General features: G+C 38.1%; 11 protein-coding genes. 6 read left to right on the forward strand and 5 right to left on the reverse strand.

The window, feature by feature from the left end:
* Window positions 1-90: 90 nt before the first annotated feature.
* The 4 genes from PLEUR7319_RS0130565 to PLEUR7319_RS0130580 form a co-directional block, all read right to left on the reverse strand.
* Window positions 91-915 (reverse strand): methyltransferase domain-containing protein, encoded by an 825-nt coding sequence (locus PLEUR7319_RS0130565; RefSeq protein WP_019509045.1) that lies wholly within the window; start codon window positions 913-915, stop codon window positions 91-93.
* Window positions 916-963: 48 nt separating this feature from the next.
* The gene (locus PLEUR7319_RS0130570; RefSeq protein WP_019509046.1) at window positions 964-5,667 is read right to left on the reverse strand and encodes a tetratricopeptide repeat protein; all 4,704 of its coding nucleotides are present in this window, start codon (window positions 5,665-5,667) and stop codon (window positions 964-966) included.
* 374 nt (window positions 5,668-6,041) lie between these two features.
* A complete protein-coding gene (locus PLEUR7319_RS37260) occupies window positions 6,042-6,659 on the reverse strand; it encodes a calcium-binding protein (RefSeq protein ID WP_158441897.1) in 618 nt (205 codons plus the stop codon).
* 634 nt (window positions 6,660-7,293) lie between these two features.
* Window positions 7,294-8,784, reverse strand: coding sequence for a pitrilysin family protein (locus PLEUR7319_RS0130580; RefSeq protein WP_144054507.1), 1,491 nt, complete (start codon window positions 8,782-8,784; stop codon window positions 7,294-7,296).
* A 282-nt stretch (window positions 8,785-9,066) separates the two neighbouring features.
* Between PLEUR7319_RS0130580 and PLEUR7319_RS0130585 the strand changes: the two genes are divergently transcribed.
* The 3 genes from PLEUR7319_RS0130585 (at window position 9,067) to PLEUR7319_RS0130595 (ending at window position 12,700) form a co-directional block, all read left to right on the forward strand.
* Entirely contained in the window at window positions 9,067-10,320 is a 1,254-nt protein-coding gene (locus tag PLEUR7319_RS0130585) for an RNA-guided endonuclease TnpB family protein (RefSeq protein ID WP_019509049.1), read from the forward strand.
* A gap of 182 nt (window positions 10,321-10,502) precedes the next feature.
* Complete coding sequence (locus tag PLEUR7319_RS0130590; RefSeq protein ID WP_019509050.1) at window positions 10,503-11,159, forward strand: TetR/AcrR family transcriptional regulator; 657 nt, start codon at window positions 10,503-10,505, stop codon at window positions 11,157-11,159.
* Window positions 11,141-12,700, forward strand: coding sequence for a hypothetical protein (locus PLEUR7319_RS0130595; protein ID WP_237743643.1), 1,560 nt, complete (start codon window positions 11,141-11,143; stop codon window positions 12,698-12,700). The genes PLEUR7319_RS0130590 and PLEUR7319_RS0130595 overlap by 19 nt, the downstream gene beginning before the upstream one ends.
* A 328-nt stretch (window positions 12,701-13,028) precedes the next feature.
* Here PLEUR7319_RS0130595 and PLEUR7319_RS0130600 read toward each other — a convergent pair whose 3' ends face one another.
* Window positions 13,029-13,433, reverse strand: coding sequence for a hypothetical protein (locus PLEUR7319_RS0130600; protein WP_019509052.1), 405 nt, complete (start codon window positions 13,431-13,433; stop codon window positions 13,029-13,031).
* 58 nt (window positions 13,434-13,491) lie between these two features.
* Between PLEUR7319_RS0130600 and ispF the strand changes: the two genes are divergently transcribed.
* The 3 genes from ispF to PLEUR7319_RS0130615 all read left to right on the forward strand — a co-directional run bounded on the left by ispF (window position 13,492) and on the right by PLEUR7319_RS0130615 (window position 17,994).
* On the forward strand, window positions 13,492-13,968 hold the full coding sequence (gene ispF, locus PLEUR7319_RS0130605) for a 2-C-methyl-D-erythritol 2,4-cyclodiphosphate synthase (protein WP_019509053.1): 477 nt from the start codon (window positions 13,492-13,494) through the stop codon (window positions 13,966-13,968).
* A 227-nt stretch (window positions 13,969-14,195) separates the two neighbouring features.
* The gene (locus PLEUR7319_RS0130610; protein ID WP_019509054.1) at window positions 14,196-14,936 is read left to right on the forward strand and encodes a peptidylprolyl isomerase; all 741 of its coding nucleotides are present in this window, start codon (window positions 14,196-14,198) and stop codon (window positions 14,934-14,936) included.
* A gap of 13 nt (window positions 14,937-14,949) precedes the next feature.
* Window positions 14,950-17,994 (forward strand): peptidase domain-containing ABC transporter, encoded by a 3,045-nt coding sequence (locus PLEUR7319_RS0130615; protein ID WP_019509055.1) that lies wholly within the window; start codon window positions 14,950-14,952, stop codon window positions 17,992-17,994.
* The last annotated feature ends 550 nt before the right edge of the window (window positions 17,995-18,544 follow it).

Here is an 18,544-nt window from a genome sequence, read left to right on the forward strand (position 1 = left end):
TTTTTTCTATGTAGTGAATAAGGATATCTTTCTTTAGAAACAGAACTCTTTTTAGCTAAAACAGAAATTCTTTCTCCCCTGAGCTCGGTACTATAGTTTTTTTCTATATAGTGGATAAGGATATCTTTCTTTAGGAACAGAATTCTTTTTAGCTAAAACAGAAATTCTTTCTCCTCTGAGCTCAGTACTATAGTTTCCGCTAGCTAAAAACTTTTCTAGCTTCTCATCTTTTTCGTAAGTATCATATGGAGTCGTAAGCTTGATGATTTCAAATCCTGAAGATTCTAATGCAAGTTTTACTATTTCAGGAGTATATTCAAATCTATGACCAGTTCTTTGCCCATGTCTATTGTATGAGTAATAGTTATAAGGAGGTTTTCCGTTTAAGATGAAATTGCAACAGCGTTGGCTTGCAGAATTGGGAGTTGTTATAAAAAGCAATCCTTCAGATTTTAATACTCTATTAGCTTCAATCAGAAAAAACATCGGGTCAACTTGAAAATGTTCCAACACTTCACAAGAGACAATTAGTGAAAATTTATCTGATTCACAAGGAAGTGAATGTTGCTCAATATTTAAATGATAAGTGTCAAATTTTCTTTCGGTCTTCAAGTAATCAAAGCTCATTTGCTTAAATTTAACATGATCTTCATTGAAGACTGTGCCGAAAGATTTATTATAGTTTAAGTTGTCGGTCAGCCACTGCAACATAAAGCCAGAAGTGCCTGCATCCAGAGCTTGTAATCCACTTTCCTTTGCCAGAGGTATTTCTGTTAAAGTTTTAATCAGTCTTATCTGATGAAGCTTGAAATAGTTTCTTCGCCAATGATTTGCAGGAATTTTATTAAATGTATTATTAAAAATTGTGGTAGCAGCTTTTTCATCTAGATATTCTAAGGACTGTATAGTTAGCATAATCTTTCTTATGTAAAGTGACTCCAATAAATAAACAATATAGTCTTACTATTTATTTATCTTATTGATTGAATTCTCTATGGTTGCTCTAACTTTCTTAGGACTATATTGTAATATCGCTTTTCTACTATTTATCGCCAAATGATTCCAAATATTTTCATCTTGATAAAGCCAAATAATCTCTTTAGCAAAAACTTCTGTATTATTCGCTTCTAAGATATTTTTCTCGTGAATTAAATTCATTCCTTCTATACCAATAGAAGTAGAAACAATTGGTAATTCATATTCTAAACTTTGTCCAATTTTTCCTTTCATTCCTGCCCCATATTTTAGAGGAGAAACGAAGATACGACTATTAAGAAAATATGAACTTACGTCTTGAACATAGCCAGGAATAATCACACGATCGCTTGCTAATTCTTTAACTTCTTTTGTAGGATTATTCCCTAGTAAGGTTAACACAAGATCGGGAATTTCTGACCATACTAAAGGCATAATTTCTTGACATAACCAAATAACTGCATCTACGTTTGGTGGATGATTATAACTACCTATAAATAAGGCACCTTTTCGTTCGGCAAAACTTTTTATTTTCTCTTGATAAGGAGTATGAATATTGGGAACAACTGCGACATTAAAAACTCCTTGTTGCTGTAAAATTGATTGTTCAACAGGAGTAACAGTAATAGTTAAATCTGCTTGATTGGCTATTCTTAATTCTCGCCTCTGCATATCTTGCCATTCAGCTATATTATTTTCATCCTTGTCATTAGACAATTCACAACTTCGCTGCAATCTTAGATAATGTAAATCGATAGTATCGTAGATTAGTTTAATATTAGGTTGCTGGCGAATTAAAGGGATATATTTCTCATTAATTTCAGGGCGACAAATCCAAGCAATATCGATAAAAGGTAAGCGGTTTTCTATTTGGGTTTCAATAGATGTACCGTAACCCACTTGAGTATAAATTGTCTCTATTTGGAGATTTTGTAATTCTGAATTGTATGGTTCCTCTTTTACTCCATTATCTGCTGTGAAAATGACATGATAATTTAACTCTTTAAATATTTTTAGTAACTGAAATAGTCGGCGCGAACCAGATTCCTTGTCATAACAAGGCATATAAGTATCAATGACAAGAATCGTTGATTTTCCTTGATATCTTCTGGCTAATAAAGGTATATTATCTATCTCTTTACTAGCTAGATAATCCTCAGTTGCTAAAACTTGTTGCCATTTTTGTTTAAATTTCTTGGCATTAACGACTTGATATTGTTTTACGCCTTTAGTGATATCTTTGCCTGAAGAAACTCCTTCATAGTGAACGACTTTCGATTGAGGTTGATACATTACTTTCAAACCTAACTGGTAACGAATAGCGAAGCAGAGATCGGTATCTTCATAATAAGCAGGCGCAAAATCCCGCTCGAATCCCTCCAGTTGCTCAAATACGGCTTTTTTCACCATTAAACTTGCCCCTGAGCAATAATCCACCTCTCTTAGATAGTTATACTGAGGCTCATGAGGATTATCGTTTCTGCCGTAATTCCAACCTGAAGCATCATTAAAAACAATGCCTCCCGCTTCCTGTAAGGAACCATCAGGATAGAGTAGCTTAGAACCAACTGCACCAACGTCTTTGTCGTGGAAAAATACTTCGAGCAAACTTTCAATACAGTTAGGACGAATTTCCGTGTCATTGTTAAGGAAATACAGATACTCGCCTTTAGCTAAAGAAGCACCTTTATTACAAGAGTGAATAAATCCCAAATTATCTGTATTACTAACTAAAGTAAGTCCGACAATAGGTTCTAATAATTTTTGGGTATTGTCTGTAGAACAATCATTCACCACGATTACTTCTATGGCCAAATCAGACTTAACATGATTAGCAATAGATTGCAGACATCTAAAAGTGTAATCAACCTGATTATATACAGGGATGATTACGGAGACTTGGGGTAAATCGTGACAGGGAAGTTGAACTGCGTAGTCCACCATTCCTGCCTTAAAAGACTTTTTTACAGTTGACTCAGAAAGAACTGTTGATGTTCTCTCTCCTCCACCAATTTGAGTTGCAATATCTTGAAAACCCAGTTCTGGATTTTTGGCCAAGAGCATTTCACTTAGGCCCATAGCTAATTCAATGTTTCTCGGTTGTATTTCCAAACCCATCTGATAAATGGCGATCGCTTCATCAAATTTCTTTTGTTTAACTAGAGCTTTTCCCAAACCCAGATAAAGCTGATGATTTTTTCGATCTAAAGATATAGCTTGATGATATAAATCCACGTTATCTGGATCTTGAGCTATTTGTTGCTCATAGAAGATTAAAGCTTCTTGTTGAGAATACTTTGTACGATGATGTAAAACTGCACCAATTTTGGCTTGTACTTCTGGTAAATCTGGTTGAATTTCCTGTGCTGACTTATACGCTTTCTCAGCTTCGTCCCATTTTCCTAATTCGGCTAATGCTTCTCCCAAATTGTAATGTGACCAGACAAAATCAGGTTTAAGTTTGATTGCTGTACGAAAACATTCTGATGCTTCTTGCCAATGCTGCATCTTCAATAGGACGTTGCCCAAGTTATTATGAGACCAAGAGTTGCTAGAGTCTAAGGCGATCGCCTTACGATATGCTGTGACGGCATCCTCCCATTGTTTTTCCTGAGCGAGAATTTCGCCTAAATTATGCTGTATATCTGCATTATCTGGCTCTAAAGCAACTGCTTTTTGGTAACAATTTAAAGCAGCTTGCCATTGTTTTTTGGTAGACAAAGCTTGACCCAACAATAAATAGCTTCGAGCTTGGCTAGGAGCAACTTTTAAAGCTTGCTGATAACAAGCTATTGCTGCTTCCAGATTACCGATAGCAGTTAAGATAGCTCCTAATTGCCAGTAAGCATCAATTAAATCTGGCTTAAAGGTGATTGCTCGACGATAACAAGCGATCGCTGGTTTAACTTGGTGTTGCTCTAGTAATTTGTTTCCTAACAAAAAATGATTCTGTGCCGAAACCCGATCCGGTTCCAGACTAAATCCTTGATAAAAAGCCTGATTGGCTTTGACTTTATCTCCCCCCCTTTCCAAAGCCTTGCCCAAATTAATGTAATGTTTGGCTACTTTAGGCTCAAGTTTGGTTGCTTTTATATAACAAGCAGTGGCATTTTGCCATTGCTGACTGCGAAAATAAAGATCACCTAATTTACTTTGAATTAAGGACGAATTAGGCTGCTTTTGTACAGCTTGACGATATTTAGCGATTTCCTCTGCGATCGTCAATGTTTTAGCCGGTTGCAGTTGAGGTGTAGGCTTTGCCAAAGTTTGACCCTGAAGACTAATAGCTTTTTTTTGACCGGATATTTGAGATGGTATTACCGCTTTAGATGTGGGACTTAAGAACTCACGAATTTGTTTTCTGATCTTGGAATGATGATCTTGTCCCTTGTTATCAGTTTGCAGTTTAGCTAGTCTTTTATAATAAAAGAGGGCTTTGTCTGCCTGTCCATTTTTTTCCAAAGCCTCAGCTAATCTCGCATAGGCCTTAAGAAATCTGGGTTCTAAACCGATGCAGTTCTCGTAACACATAATTGCCCGCTCTAACTCTTCCTCCTCAAGCAAGTTATTTGCTAAATCAAAATGATTTTGAGCGGAGAGTAATTTAGGATCAATTTCTAATGCTTTAAAAAAACATTTTGCTGATTTTTCGTATTCACCTAGCTGATCCCAGACTCTAGCTAAATTACGATGAAATGCTGCATTATTGGGATCAATGATGGTCGACTTTTGATAGTGCTCAATTGCCTGTTGCCATTTTTTGCGCTTTGCATAGATACTTCCCAAATTGCAATAAATCTCTGCCATGTCTGGGTGGACTTCCAAGGCTTTTGCATAAACACCTATTGCTTCAGCACTATTTCCAGAGAGCTGTAAACAGTTCCCCCATACCTTATAAGCTTCTCCAAAGCTGGGATAAAGCCTTAAAGCCTCTTGACAAGCCGCAATACTTTTATCCCATTGCTTCTGCTCTAGGTGAGCTAATGCCTGCTCAATATAAACTTGAGCTACTGAGAAGTTTTCTTGTACAACAAGTTCTCCTGATGACGATACATCGACATTAGGCAAAAGTACAACGCTTCTAGATTGTTGTTCTGCCGCATTAATATTATTCACGTTCGTCTGAATTAAATTTAAATTAGAAAAATCGGGAGTTGCCAACTCCTTAGAATTACTTTCTGTTAAAGGTGCAAATTGAAGATCGGTAGATTGAGAAGTAGAATATTCACTATCTTGATCTAATTGCTGAGAATTGTCATATCTACTGGCATTCACTCGTTTAGCATCTACAATTTCTTCAGACGAGATGTTTAATCTTTCAGACGAGATGTCTATATTGATTGATGGTTCCTCAATTTCCCTCTTATTTGAATCCATACGTCTAACTCTAAATTGACGCTGTTCACGAACTTTTCTGAGAGCGATCGACAGAAATTGATGGGCTTTAGCACATTCTGGATCAGACTTAATTGCTTGCCGATAATATGAAATTGCTAATTCTAAATCACCATTTCTTTCTGATTTTTTCCCCTGCCAAACTTCGTACTCAGCTCTTTCGGTGGTTGCTATATTTTCAGCATTCAGCTCATTCTTATATTGGTAACTATCACTCAAATTAAAAGATATTCTTTCATCTAGTTTTTGGTCAAGACTCTTATTGGAATTTGATAAATCAAATAGATTTTGTAACATCTAACAATTAGTTAAAAAATTGGGGTGATTAAAATTTCATTTAAATTATTAACAAAAACAGTTCTAGCCAGCTTTATCTAAAAACAAAGTTGCTTGAGATGAGAGAAAATATCGCTATTTTAATAATGTCAGCCTATAAATACGCTTATTTTTTTGCCGTGAATCTAAATTAACTCAAGTAAATAATAACGACTATTCCTATATATTAATAGTCTATATTGAGCCACAAAACTTCAGTGATTATACGTAAAAAACAAAATGCCGAGTATTTTGTAAAATAAATTAATACTCAGCATTTTTATGCTTAAAAATTCCGAATTGAAGCAATGTGAACGTAAAAAATAATGGCCCAACACTTAGCCTTTTAAAGTGACTTAAACTACTTCAAAACCATCACCATCTTCACTTTCCTCTATGCCAGACATATCTTCAGGATTCAAACTAATGATATCGACACCGTTCAATGAGATAGTAGTTGCCCCGTAAATCAAATTATCACCTGGACCAAAACCTTCTATGTTTATGTCAATCCTATCTTCCTCAGGGTCATAGTCGGCAATTATATCCATTGAACCATCATCATAATTGGCGGTATTAAATACAAACACATCTGCCCCCTTACCGCCAAACATTACATCTGAACCAGCACTATCTTCAAGTGTATCGTCGCCATCATTACCAAACAGTGTATCGTCACCATCGCCTCCAAACAGTGAGTCATCTCCTCCATTACCAAATATAAGGTCGTTTCCACCTTCCCCTTGAATTACATCATCACCAGGATCACCCATCGCATCACTAATTATGATGTCGTCACCATCACCGCCAAGGACACTATCGCTGCCCTTACCAGCTCCAATGAAATCATTGCCAGCTCCGCCAATAATTAAATCGTCACCTCCAGCAGCGAAGACAACATCACCTCCATCTTTGGCATCAATTAAATCACCAAGATTCGTACCATTTAGTAGGTCGAATCCGTCTGTACCCATTACATCTAAACCATCACCGTCGAATTCAGATACATCAATCACGCTAATTACTGCGGACATACTCGTATAATACTTCCAAGAAAATGAACTTTTTCAGTTATATTTCCCTCATCAAATATCTGACAATTGTTGTATATACTGAATATTTAAAATAAGCATGAAGAAGATCAGGTTTATTAACTCAAATTGTCTTGAAAGTTTCACAAAATCATGACATTTTGTTATGTGAAATTACTGACCTATTTCTATCTTTAGACTCAGGGGGTGACAACAGTGCTGAACTGTAGATGGAGTGTTGGGTGTCCTAAAGGATACCGCTTCGCATATCGGGTGTTGGGGAAAATTTACCTAGGGAATTCGAGTAGCACAGCCATTATGGAACAAAAAACTCAATATTATCGTTCTAATTGCTCCTGTTCGACCCCGATATCTTCCTTAGCCCCTACCCCCTGCAACACTTTCAATTAGCTTGTCACCCCGTGAGATCTTTAGATTCTTTTTACGGATTAGCTCTTAAGGCAACTCATACATAGCGGTTCTCGAATTAGTGAATTACACCTCGATTAAGATAAGTTCAGAGTTCGGACAATTTTGTTCCTCATCTATATTGAGAAAAGGTATATAGTAAATAGCCTTATTGTGAAGACAATAAACGTCCTATAGTTCGATTATCTGAAGTGAAAGTAGTTTGTGCAACTCGCTGAATATCTTCAGGAGTGATTTTTTCAAGTTTAGCTAGCTCATCAAAAATATTTCTCCAGCTACCAGTTTTGGCATCGTATTCTGCCAAAATTCTCGCCATCCCCAGGTTAGAATCAAGAGTTCGTAATAACCCGGCTTTGAGTTGAGTTTTTACCTGCTCTAATTCTCTTGCTTGAACAGGTTCAGTTTTAAGACGGTCTATTTCAGCTCTTAAAGCGATCGCCAGTTGTTCAATGCTAGTTCCGGGAGAAGTAAGAGCGTAGACTAACATTAAATTAGGATATTTGTCTCCCGGGAATCCACTGAATCCTTGTGCTGAGAGAGCAACTTGTTTTTCTTCTACCAAAGATTTATACAGACGGGAAGTGCGACCGCTGCTGAGCAATTCAGAAATCACCTCATAAACTGGATAATCAGGATGACTTAAAGCAGGGATATGATAACCTTCGAGGTATAAAGGTTGGGAGGGAAACTCAACAGTTAATTCCCTAGTTTCGGTTTGGCGAGGTTCAACCTTAGTGACTTGGGATGGTTGAGGTTGAGCTTTAAAACGTCCAAAATATATATTTGCTAATGATTTTACTTCTTCTGGATCGACATCCCCCGAGATCGCCATAGTTAAATTATTCGGCGCATAGTATGCTTGGAAAAATTGTTTAACGTTATCCCGGGTTAAATTATTAATATCTTCTTCATAACCAATTACAGGTCGTTTGTAAGGATGAGTTGTAAAAGCGGTGTCCAAAAACTCCTCAATCATCTTACCGACGGGAGAATTATCTGTGCGTAAACGTCTTTCTTCTAAAATAACTTGCTTTTCTTTATAAAATTCTCGAAATACAGGGTCTAAAAATCTTTCCGATTCTAAGGACATCCATAACTCTAATTTATTAGCTGGAAAACTATAAAAATAGCTAGTGTAATCGGCTGAGGTTGCTGCATTCAAGCCTACTCCTCCTGAGGTATCAACAATTTCGCCATATTCATTTTGCTTGACATATTTACTGGCAGCAGATTGAGTAGCGGTAAATTTATCGGTGAGTTGAGCCAACTTTTCCTTATTTTCGGATTTCTGTGCCTGTTGAATATCAGTAAATAATCGATCTAACTTATCCAATACCCTAGCTTCAGCACGATAGTTAGTTGTGCCGATCTGTTTTGTTCCCTTAAATGCCAGATGCTCCAGAAAATGAGCTACCCCAGTTTGACCATCGGGTTCATCTACACCGCCAACATTGGCATAGGTGACAAAAGAAACTACCGGGGCATCATGATTTTCCAAGACAATGAATTTCAAACCGTTATCTAGAGTGAATTCTGTAATTTGCTCCATTACCCGATTCAAGTAAGGCTGAATAGAAGAATTCTGCTGATTGTCTTTAGGTGCTGCTAAGATAGATAAGCTACAAGAGTTCCAGAACATTACAGCTATTAAACATAAGACTAACCTACGAATCGTTATTAAAGTAATCCACCGCAGTCTTTTGATTAAGTAATAACTTTTTAACTGAACAAATAATCTATTCAATTTGTCTGATTTCATCGAAGATCCCCAATAGTTCCCCAAAATTAGCCCCCAATGATCATTGCGGTTTATAGAAGTTGAAAACCCACGAGCAAAGCGTGCTTTAGCCGTGGGATGAAAAACCACACATTTAGTATAGGTGATTTACCTTTTGTACCAATCATGATAGCCTAACAAAGTATGATTGTACTAGAGTATAAAATTAGAGCTAAACAATATCAACTGACTGCAATTGACGAGGCTATTCGCACTGGTCAATTTGTCAGAAACAAAGCTTTGCGCTACTGGATGGACAATAAGGGAGTCAACAAGTATGACCTTAATAAATATACTGCCGTCATAGCCAAAGAGTTTGATTTTGCCAATAAACTTAATTCCACTGCTAGACAATCATCTGCTGAACGAGCATGGTCTGGAATAGCTAGATTCTTGGATAACTGTAAGAAGAAAATTAAAGGTAAGAAAGGTTTTCCTAAGTTCAAGAAACATTCTCGTTCTTTTGAATACAAGCGATCTGGCTGGAAGTTAGATGAGACGACCAAAAAGCATATTACCTTTACCGATAAGAATAATATTGGTCGAGTTAAGCTGGTTGGTTCCAGAGACATCTACTACTATGGTGCAGATTTAATCAAGCGGGTAAGATTAGTTCGTCGTGCTGATGGCTACTACTGCCAGTTCTGTATCTCTATTGAAGAGAAAGAGATATTAGAGCCTACTGGTAGAGTCATTGGTTTGGATATGGGACTTAAATACCTCTATGCCGATTCATTTGGTCATACAGAAGAAAACCCCAGATTCTATCGAAAAAGCGAACAACGTCTTAATCGTCTAGGCAGAAGATTATCACGTAAGTACCGTAACCCCAATAAGGGTAAGTCGGGAAAGCTGATGATCAAAAATCCTCAGACACGACAGTCTAACAATTACCATAAAGCTAGAGTAACTAAAGCTAAACAACACTTGAAAGTAAGTAGACAACGCAAAGACCATGCTGTGAAACTGGCAAGGTGCGTATGTGCTTCTAATGATTGCATCGTCTATGAAGATTTAAGTGTTCGTAATCTAGTTAAAAATCGTAAGCTGTCGAAAAGTATCTCTGATGCTGGCTGGACTCAATTTCGTAACTGGGTAGAATATTTGGGCTGGAAAATGGGCAAAATAACCATTGCTGTTCCACCACACTATACTTCTCAAGATTGTCCTGCTTGCGGTAAGCGAGTCAAAAAATCTCTATCAACACGCACTCATGTTTGTGAGTGTGGCTATGTTGAGGATAGAGATGTAGCAGCCAGTATCAATATTCTACAGAAAGGATTAAATACCGTAGGGCATACGGGAATCTACGCTTGGAGAGATTTGCCCTCTTGGGCGGTTGGGGCAACCCTGCTGTCTAACGGCGAGTCGCTGAATCAAGAATCCCACTGCTTCTAGCTGTGGGAGTGTCAAATTCTACTCAGAAATTATTGTTACAGATAGTATGGGAGCAAGAAAGCTAACCTCATTCTGACTTTAGAGTGTCAAAGAATGTATCTCATCCAATCGAGAATTGCTATATATAAGCGATAATGCTATATCATTAAGCCCACGATAGTATTTAATTTATCATCACCACTATGCAAGTTTTTTCTCAGCAAGCCTGGAAAGAGATGCGAAAAACTTCTTCAACAGAAGAAGATACACGCACTAAAATTTTACAGGCGGCACTGCAACTATTTGCGCGGCAAGGTTATGATGGTACGACAACCAAAGATTTAGCTAAGGTAGCAGGGGTAGCTGAAGGAACTTTATTTCGCCATTTTGCCAATAAAAAAGCCCTTTTGATCGAGATAGCTACTTCAGGATGGGTGGATATTCTCACAGATTTACTGACAGAACTCAGCGAAATGGGTAGTTATAAAGCTGTTTCTCAAGTAATGCGCCGGAGAATGCTCAATATGCGCAAAAATAGTGATTTAATGCGCGTTTGCTTTATTGAAGCCCAGTATCATCCTGAATTAAAAGAGAGTATTCAAGCTGAGGTAATTGGCAAAATGACTGATGTGGCAGAGGCTTTTTTTGAAACCGCCATGGAAAAAGGTATTTATCGTAAGATGAATCCCAAAATTGTGGCTAAGGTATTTTTGGGTATATTTGCGATCGCTGGTTTCTCAGAACAAACTATCCTCGATCCTGAAGCGTCACCGCAAGCCATGCAAGAAATGGCAGAAGGTATTTCTGACATTTTCCTGCGAGGAGTTTTAAACCATGAGCAGTGCGCAACCAACAATTAGTATTTCTGCCTTCAATATTCACTAAAATGACTATTGTCCAAAGATCCGCTGGAAGAGTAAGAAAATATCGACCCAAACTGTGGTTAGAGAGATTTATGGCTCTGGTAGCTGTGATTAATTTAGCTATTGTCACTTTCGATCTGAGCTATGTTCCCCTGAGGGATTTTTGGTTATCGGGACAAGTTACGGTGGGGGGAATTAATTCTGCATACATCAAACTTGATGGAATCAAGCTCGATCTAATTCCGCAAAGTGCTTCTCAGTTTATTACTCAATATGATGCAGTCAAGGGCATAATTCCCAACCGAGACACAGAAGAGTATTTAGATAAAGTAGAACAGTTAAAGCAAGAATTAGCTGTTAATGGAGTTGATTCTCCTGTCGCTAAGAACCTTCTGGGGGATTTACGTCGTCGCAGTATTGAAATAATCCAAACCGATGCTTTTTCTGAGGCAAACAAAACGGGAAATTTGGAAAGAATTAAAAACAGAATGCGATCGCATCTTCCTAATAAAGAAAATTCAGCGAAGACAGCATTTTGGCGATATTGGACAGTTGCTCATTTTCAGGGAAAAGTAACTGAGGAACTAGGTTTTTATGATACCGAAATCAAACCTTTGATAGCGACTAACTATTATCGCGTTATTGGAGAGAATGGAGGATATGTTGACTATTTTGGCTTGATTGATTTTCCCTTCGGAGTAGTCTTTGCCTTAGAATTTTTGGGACGTACTTGGTTTATTAGCCGTCGGCGCATTGGGGTGAGCTGGTTAGATGCAATGCTCTGGCGATGGTACGATATTTTCTTTCTAGTTCCTTTTTGGCGGTGGTTGAGGATCTTACCTACAACGATTCGTTTAAGTCAGGCTCGAATCATTAACCTCAATTTAATTCAAAAACAGGTCAGTCAAGGTTTAGTAGCTGGAATTGCGGAAGATGTAACCGAGGTGGTAATTATTAGGCTCATTAATCAAATTCAAGCTTCAATACGTAATGGCGATATCAGTAGATTGCTATCTCAGCAAACTGCTAATCCTTATATTGATATTAACAACACTAATGAAACTGCGGAAATAGTGAGAATTTTGGCCAAGGTAATAGCCGATCGTGTTTTACCAGCAATCCAACCAGAAGCCGAAAGCCTGTTGCAATATAGCGTAGACAAAGCCCTCAGAAACAGCCCCGCTTATCGGGGAATCAAACTATTACCCGGAGGCGATCGCACTTTGAGCACTTTGAGCCATCAATTAGTATCACAGACTTATAGTGCTTTTAGCAGTACACTACAGGCCGCTTTGGCAGAGGACGAACAGTTCGATCATCTCCTAGAAAGTTTAGTCAGTAATATTGGTAAATCAATTTCGAGTGAGCTACAAGCACAACAAAGCATGAATAAAATTGAGCTTCTACTAATTGATTTACTCGAAGAAATTAAAATCAATTATGTCGAACGTCTCTCCCAGGAAGATATTGAAGATATTCTGGAACAAACTCGCAGCTTACGTAAGCTTACTCATAAATCAGAAATTGATAAATTCTAAATCTAATCTAATTCTCTGTGACTCAAACCATAACCTTGCCACTTAATCAACAAATTTATGAGTATTCTGGTGCTTCTTTGATTCTTCTGATACCGTTCTTCCAATCTGATACCGTTTTAAATTTAAAAGACAACAGATCGTTTGTGTAGGGGCGCATGGCAATGCGCCCTTACGATCAATGTGTAGTCAAAGCTATTCAATTTAGTATGAAAATATTGTTACCTTTTTGTACCGATCCTTTTCCCTTTTCCCTTTAACCATTCCCCAGTCCTTACAAATAGGTTATCGCGTAACATCAGTTAAGGAACTGGAAAATAGTTCTCTTAGATTAAAATTTGAAGCCTAATTGACCGTTAATCCCCCTAATTGAATGATATCCACCCCCCACAACTAGACGGCGTCCAGCATTGATGTGTATTCCCCCGGAGAATCCGATCGTCTCGTCACCAGAGTAATAACCAAGTCCTAGGTAAGGAGACACAATGGGTAAGCTAAAAAAATTAAGAAAATCTGCTCCAGTCGCTCCTTCTTCTCCTGTACCAACTTCAATACCTACGCCAGCAAATCTTACCCCAGCACCATAACTAATCAAGTCATCGACTGAGCCAACAGTAGCCCAAATTTCAGGTAATAGTTGACTTGAAGCAGGAGAAGCGCATATGGTCGAAGCACAGGCTGTTAATATGCCAGTTAAAATTGTTTGTTGAGCAAAAGCACGAAGTCGATGTTGCATATTCTTAACACTCCAACACTAAAAAAACATAACTAATATAGGATAATTCATTCAGAAAATGAGCATTCGCATTGGTAATGGTTACGATATTCACCGATTAGTAGCAGATAGACCATTGATTTTAGGGGGAGTCAATATTCCCCATCATCTGGGATTACTAGGACATAGTGATGCTGATGTTCTGACTCATGCAATTATGGATGCTTTGTTAGGAGCTTTGGGGCTGGGAGATATCGGACATTACTTTCCTCCGAGTGACCCCAAATGGCAAGGAGCCGATAGCATAGTATTACTACAACAAGTCGCGGATATCATTCACTCTCAAGGATGGCAAGTTGGCAATATAGATTCTACTATCGTTGCTGAACAGCCTAAACTGAAGCCTCATCTAAAGTCTATGCGGTCTGCGATCGCCAAGACCTTAGGAGTTGAAATAGATCAAATAAGCATTAAAGCAACTACCAATGAGAAATTAGGTCCTGTTGGTAGAGAAGAGGGAATTTGTGCCTATTCCGTAGCCTTACTAATAAGTTAACTTAAAATTTTTCGCTAAATTCCCAGACTCCTTAAAAACTTGAGTTGGTGTGTCATTCTATCTAAAGTAGGTTAAGTTAGGGTAGCAAAATCGAGCCAGGGGGGGAAGTCTGGAAACCTGCAATTAATAATTTTTAGCAGCGAGTAAATTTTATTTTAGTGCCGTAATTATAAGATCGATTGTAATTATCTGTTTAGATTGAAGTTTTTAACCTAACTCAAAAAAATATGAGTGTAGTTTTAGAAGTAGATAATCAAGTATACACAGCGGAAGATTTAGTTCCTCTATTGACCCAATATCAAATGCTACCAAAGTTAGCACAAGAAATTCTAATTGATAAATTAATTGCTGAGATTAAATGCACAGAAGAAGAAAATACCTTAACTTATAACCAGTTTTGTCAACAAAATCAACTTACATCCGAAGAACAGGTAGAAACTTGGTTAAATAAGCAAGGAATGAGTCGAGAGCAGTTACAAAATCTGATTACCAAAAGATTAAGAATTGACAAATTTAAAGAGCAAAATTGGGGCGATCAAGTAGAAGCTCATTTTATTAAACGAAAATCTCAACTAGATCGCATCGTTTATTCTTTGATTCGGGTCGAAAAACCAGAGCTAGCTCAAGAATTATATTTTCGGATTAAAGACGACGAGAATACTTTTAGTACTTTGGCAATGGAATATTCTCAGGGTACAGAAGCTCAGACTGGCGGTTTAATAGGACCTGTGGAACTTAATGCTCCTCATCCCAAAATTGCCCAGATACTAGCTACCTGTCAACCTGGTCAACTAATTCCCCCAACTCGTGTCGGGGAATGGATTGTCATCGTTAGACTGGAAAACTACCTTTCGGCAAAACTCGATCTTCCCATGCGTCAAAGAATGCTAGATGAACTATTTCGTGAATGGCTCAATCAAGCAATTAAGCAAAAAGTATCTTACTTATCTAGCCCAGTCAGCAGTTAGGCTTATTTGATTTATGACCAATACAAATACGACTAAAATTGTCGAACAGTTTCTTTCCCTTGTTCCTCAATTCAATCAACTTGCCCCCGAGGTAATCGCTAAACTTGCCCCCAAACTCAAACCATTGCGATTTGGGGTGGGAAAAGTGATGATCATGCGCGAAAAAATGCAGGGGCAGATCGCAATTATTTCCGAAGGGGAAGTTAGATTGCTAGGTTACGATCCTCGCACTAAAATGCCCACTACTCTTGATAAGCTCAAACCTGGAAAAATTATTGGTTGGGTCAATCTGGCCAGAGGATTACCCTGTGAAACGGCGATGGCAAGTACCGAAGTAGTTTGTCTGGCTTTAGATAATCAAGATTTCCTGGACTTAATTGAGCAGTATCCCCAGTTAGCAGCAGAATATAAGTTCAAACCAGCCAAGGTAGAAGTATTCGATCTATTAGGAATTCAATTGGAGCAAAAGGCTCAAGGAGATTGGGAACTAGAAGAATTGGCTGATAAAATCACAGAAGTTTCCCAAGTCCATTATTTACCTCCTGGAGAACATCTTTTAAATGGCGAAATTGCTAAACCTTTAACAGATCCCAGCTTGGTGTGGCTAGTTAGTGGTGGAGGCGCAATCAAAGAATTTCCAGTTGGTAGTCGTATCGAACTGACCAGAGATCGTCAAGCTATAACCGTCAATGGTAGTCAACCAGCTCGACTGATATCAATTCCTCAAGAGCATTGGTTTGATGGTCAAGCAGAACCAACAACGGCGTTTGTTGAACCTTTAGGGCAATCTAGCAATGATTCCACAGAGATCATCTCCCGTCTAGATTTTGATGAAACAGATTTTGATGACTCCGAGGGTTTAGGGGAAGGATATACTTTCCAAGACGAAGAAGAACCCATCGCCCTCGAACAAAAAAATTATCCCTTTGTGGCAGGGAAAACTACTTTAGATGCTGGAGTTGCTTGCTTTCAGATGTTGAGTAAGTATTTCGGAATGCCTTTCCGGAAAGAAGTAATCAAGCGCGTTCTTAAGGAACAGCTAGAGCGAACTCCCAGCTTGTCTTTGCCTTTATGTGGTGCGGTCTCGGAATTAATGGGGCTAAACCCCCAATTGATTAATATTCCTGCCCAGGCAATTACTCGCCTTGAAGGTCCTTGTTTGGTCACTTGGCAAGATAACTTGGCAATAATTTACGAGCTCAGCGAAACAGAATTGGTAATTGCCGTTCCTGAATTAGGGGTGCGTCGTTATAAGCCCGAAGACTTTATTGAAACTTGGGGCGAAGGCGGAGAAGTACTTTTATTGAAAAAAACCAAAGAAACTCCTCAGGAAAGATTTGGTTTAAATTGGTTTTTACCTGCCTTACAAAAATATAAGCAAGTTCTAATTGAAGTTTTTATTGCTTCATTTTTTGTCCAGTTATTTCAATTGGCTAATCCTTTGATGATTCAGGTAATTATCGATAAGGTAATTAGTCAAAATAGTCCTAGTACTCTAGGTTACTTGGTCTTCTTTTTGATTGTGATCAATATTTTTGAAGCCCTGCTGACCACTCTCCGTACTTATCTATTTGTGGATACGACCAATCGCATCGATTTAACTTTGGGGTCTGAGATTATCGATCACTTACTGAGACTACCTCTGCGCTACTTTGAACGGCGACCAGTTGGGGAGATCTCGACCCGTGTTAACGAACTGGAGCGTATTCGTCAGTTTTTGACAGGAACAGCCCTGACGGTAGTATTAGACTGCATATTTTCCGTGATATATGTAGTAGTAATGATGCTCTACAGCCCATTGCTCACAGCAGTATCCCTAGCTATTATTCCTGTATTTATTGCCCTGACTCTCATTTTCTCTCCCACAATTCGTCGACAACTGAGAACTAAAGCAGAACGCAATGCCGAAACACAATCCTATTTAGTTGAGGTACTAACAGGAATTCAAACCGTTAAAGCCCAAAACATTGAATTGCGATCGCGTTGGAAATGGCAAGAGCGTTATGCCCGCTATATCTCCACTGGGTTTAAAACTGTTATTACTTCTACCCTCGCCAAGTCCGCCAGTGATTTTCTCAACAAGCTTTCTCGGGTAATTATTATTGGTATGGGTGCCTATTTGGTCTTAGATGGCAAACTTACCCTAGGTCAATTAATTGCCTTTAGAATTATTGGGGGCTATGTAACTTCTCCCGTTATGCGTTTGGCAACTTTATGGCAGAACTTCCAAGAAACTGCTCTATCCTTAGAACGGTTGGCTGATATTGTCGATCATCCCGAAGAAGGAGAAGCTGACCGTAACAATATTCCCATGCCTGCTATTAAGGGTAAAGTGAAGTACGATAATCTCTCCTTCCGCTTTAAAAACAGTGGTCCTCTACAGTTGAAAAATGTCACCACCGAGTTCGCTCCTGGTACATTTGTGGCAATTGTGGGAGAAAGTGGTGCCGGTAAGAGTACCATGACTAAGCTGCTATCTCGTCTCTACGAACCAGAAGGAGGTCGGATTTTAGTCGACGGCTATGATATAAATCGTGTGGAATTATACTCCCTGCGTCGTCAGATCGGTGTTGTACCTCAAGAGACACTCTTATTTGAGGGTTCCATTTTAGATAACATTGCCTTAACTAACCCTGATGCTACTACCGAAGAGATTATTGCTGCCGCTCAAATTGCCGCCGCTCATGATTTTATTATGACTCTGCCTAATGGTTATAACACCAGAGTTGGGGAGCGAGGTTCGGCATTGTCTGGGGGACAAAGACAAAGGATTGCGATCGCTCGTACGATTTTGCAAGCTCCAGCGATGATGGTTCTGGATGAAGCGACTAGTGCATTAGATTTTGCTACTGAACAGGAAGTATGTCGAAATCTTAAAGAAGCTCTTAAAGGGCGCACAGTATTCTTTATTACTCACCGTTTAGGCACAATTAAGAATGCGGATACCATCCTGATGATGGATTCTGGTTCAATCGTCGAACGTGGTACTCATGAAGAACTAATGGCGTTAAAAGGACGTTATTGCTATCTTTATCAGCAACAAGAATCCTCTGTTTAAAAAGGATTAGTTAAATTTAATTTAGGGCGATCGCTTGCTCAAGCGATCGCTTTTTACTTTTTTAATTGAGTCGATGGTAAATAGACAAACTGCGATCGCAATGATATTTTCGACTAAAAGTCACAGATTAAGACATCTAATTACGTTGCTGGCAGCTATGAATAAGTAATTTTAGCTTTTTTGCTCTATTGGCTTTTAAAACAACAACAACAACAACAACAATAATTATTAGTAGATCGTAAAAATCATAATTATTGACATTGGTTTGAATATTTGAATTATATTTCAAGTATTTTTATCTTTAATAATATCTTTGGCTACAGGCAAGTATTAATATTGATTTATTATATTTTTATAGTCAAAAAAATATAATTTTCAATTCTTGTAAAATTAATGTAAATAATTTTTTGATAATATTTTTAGATTCAAATCAGACTGAGAATTAGAGTAAAACAACAATACTATTGTTTAATTATCTCTTGATCGCTAAAATCATCTAGAGCATCACCTCTAAGATAAAACTTTTAAAAATTAGTTTTCGCTAACTTAG

It is taken from the genome of Pleurocapsa sp. PCC 7319 (genome assembly GCF_000332195.1).
Taxonomy (GTDB): Bacteria; Cyanobacteriota; Cyanobacteriia; order Cyanobacteriales; family Xenococcaceae; genus Waterburya.

Excerpts from the sequence above, each read along its gene's own strand:
- PLEUR7319_RS0130615 (WP_019509055.1), top strand. The coding sequence starts at position 14,950 with ATGACCAATACAAATACGACTAAAATTGTCGAACAGTTTCTTTCCCTT.
- PLEUR7319_RS0130585 (WP_019509049.1), top strand. The coding sequence starts at position 9,067 with ATGATTGTACTAGAGTATAAAATTAGAGCTAAACAATATCAACTGACT.
- PLEUR7319_RS0130565 (WP_019509045.1), bottom strand. The coding sequence starts at position 915 with ATGCTAACTATACAGTCCTTAGAATATCTAGATGAAAAAGCTGCTACC.
- PLEUR7319_RS0130590 (WP_019509050.1), top strand. The coding sequence starts at position 10,503 with ATGCAAGTTTTTTCTCAGCAAGCCTGGAAAGAGATGCGAAAAACTTCT.
- PLEUR7319_RS0130580 (WP_144054507.1), bottom strand. The coding sequence starts at position 8,784 with ATGTTCTGGAACTCTTGTAGCTTATCTATCTTAGCAGCACCTAAAGAC.
- PLEUR7319_RS37260 (WP_158441897.1), bottom strand. The coding sequence starts at position 6,659 with ATGGGTACAGACGGATTCGACCTACTAAATGGTACGAATCTTGGTGAT.
- PLEUR7319_RS0130600 (WP_019509052.1), bottom strand. The coding sequence starts at position 13,433 with ATGCAACATCGACTTCGTGCTTTTGCTCAACAAACAATTTTAACTGGC.
- PLEUR7319_RS0130570 (WP_019509046.1), bottom strand. The coding sequence starts at position 5,667 with ATGTTACAAAATCTATTTGATTTATCAAATTCCAATAAGAGTCTTGAC.
- PLEUR7319_RS0130610 (WP_019509054.1), top strand. The coding sequence starts at position 14,196 with ATGAGTGTAGTTTTAGAAGTAGATAATCAAGTATACACAGCGGAAGAT.
- ispF (WP_019509053.1), top strand. The coding sequence starts at position 13,492 with ATGAGCATTCGCATTGGTAATGGTTACGATATTCACCGATTAGTAGCA.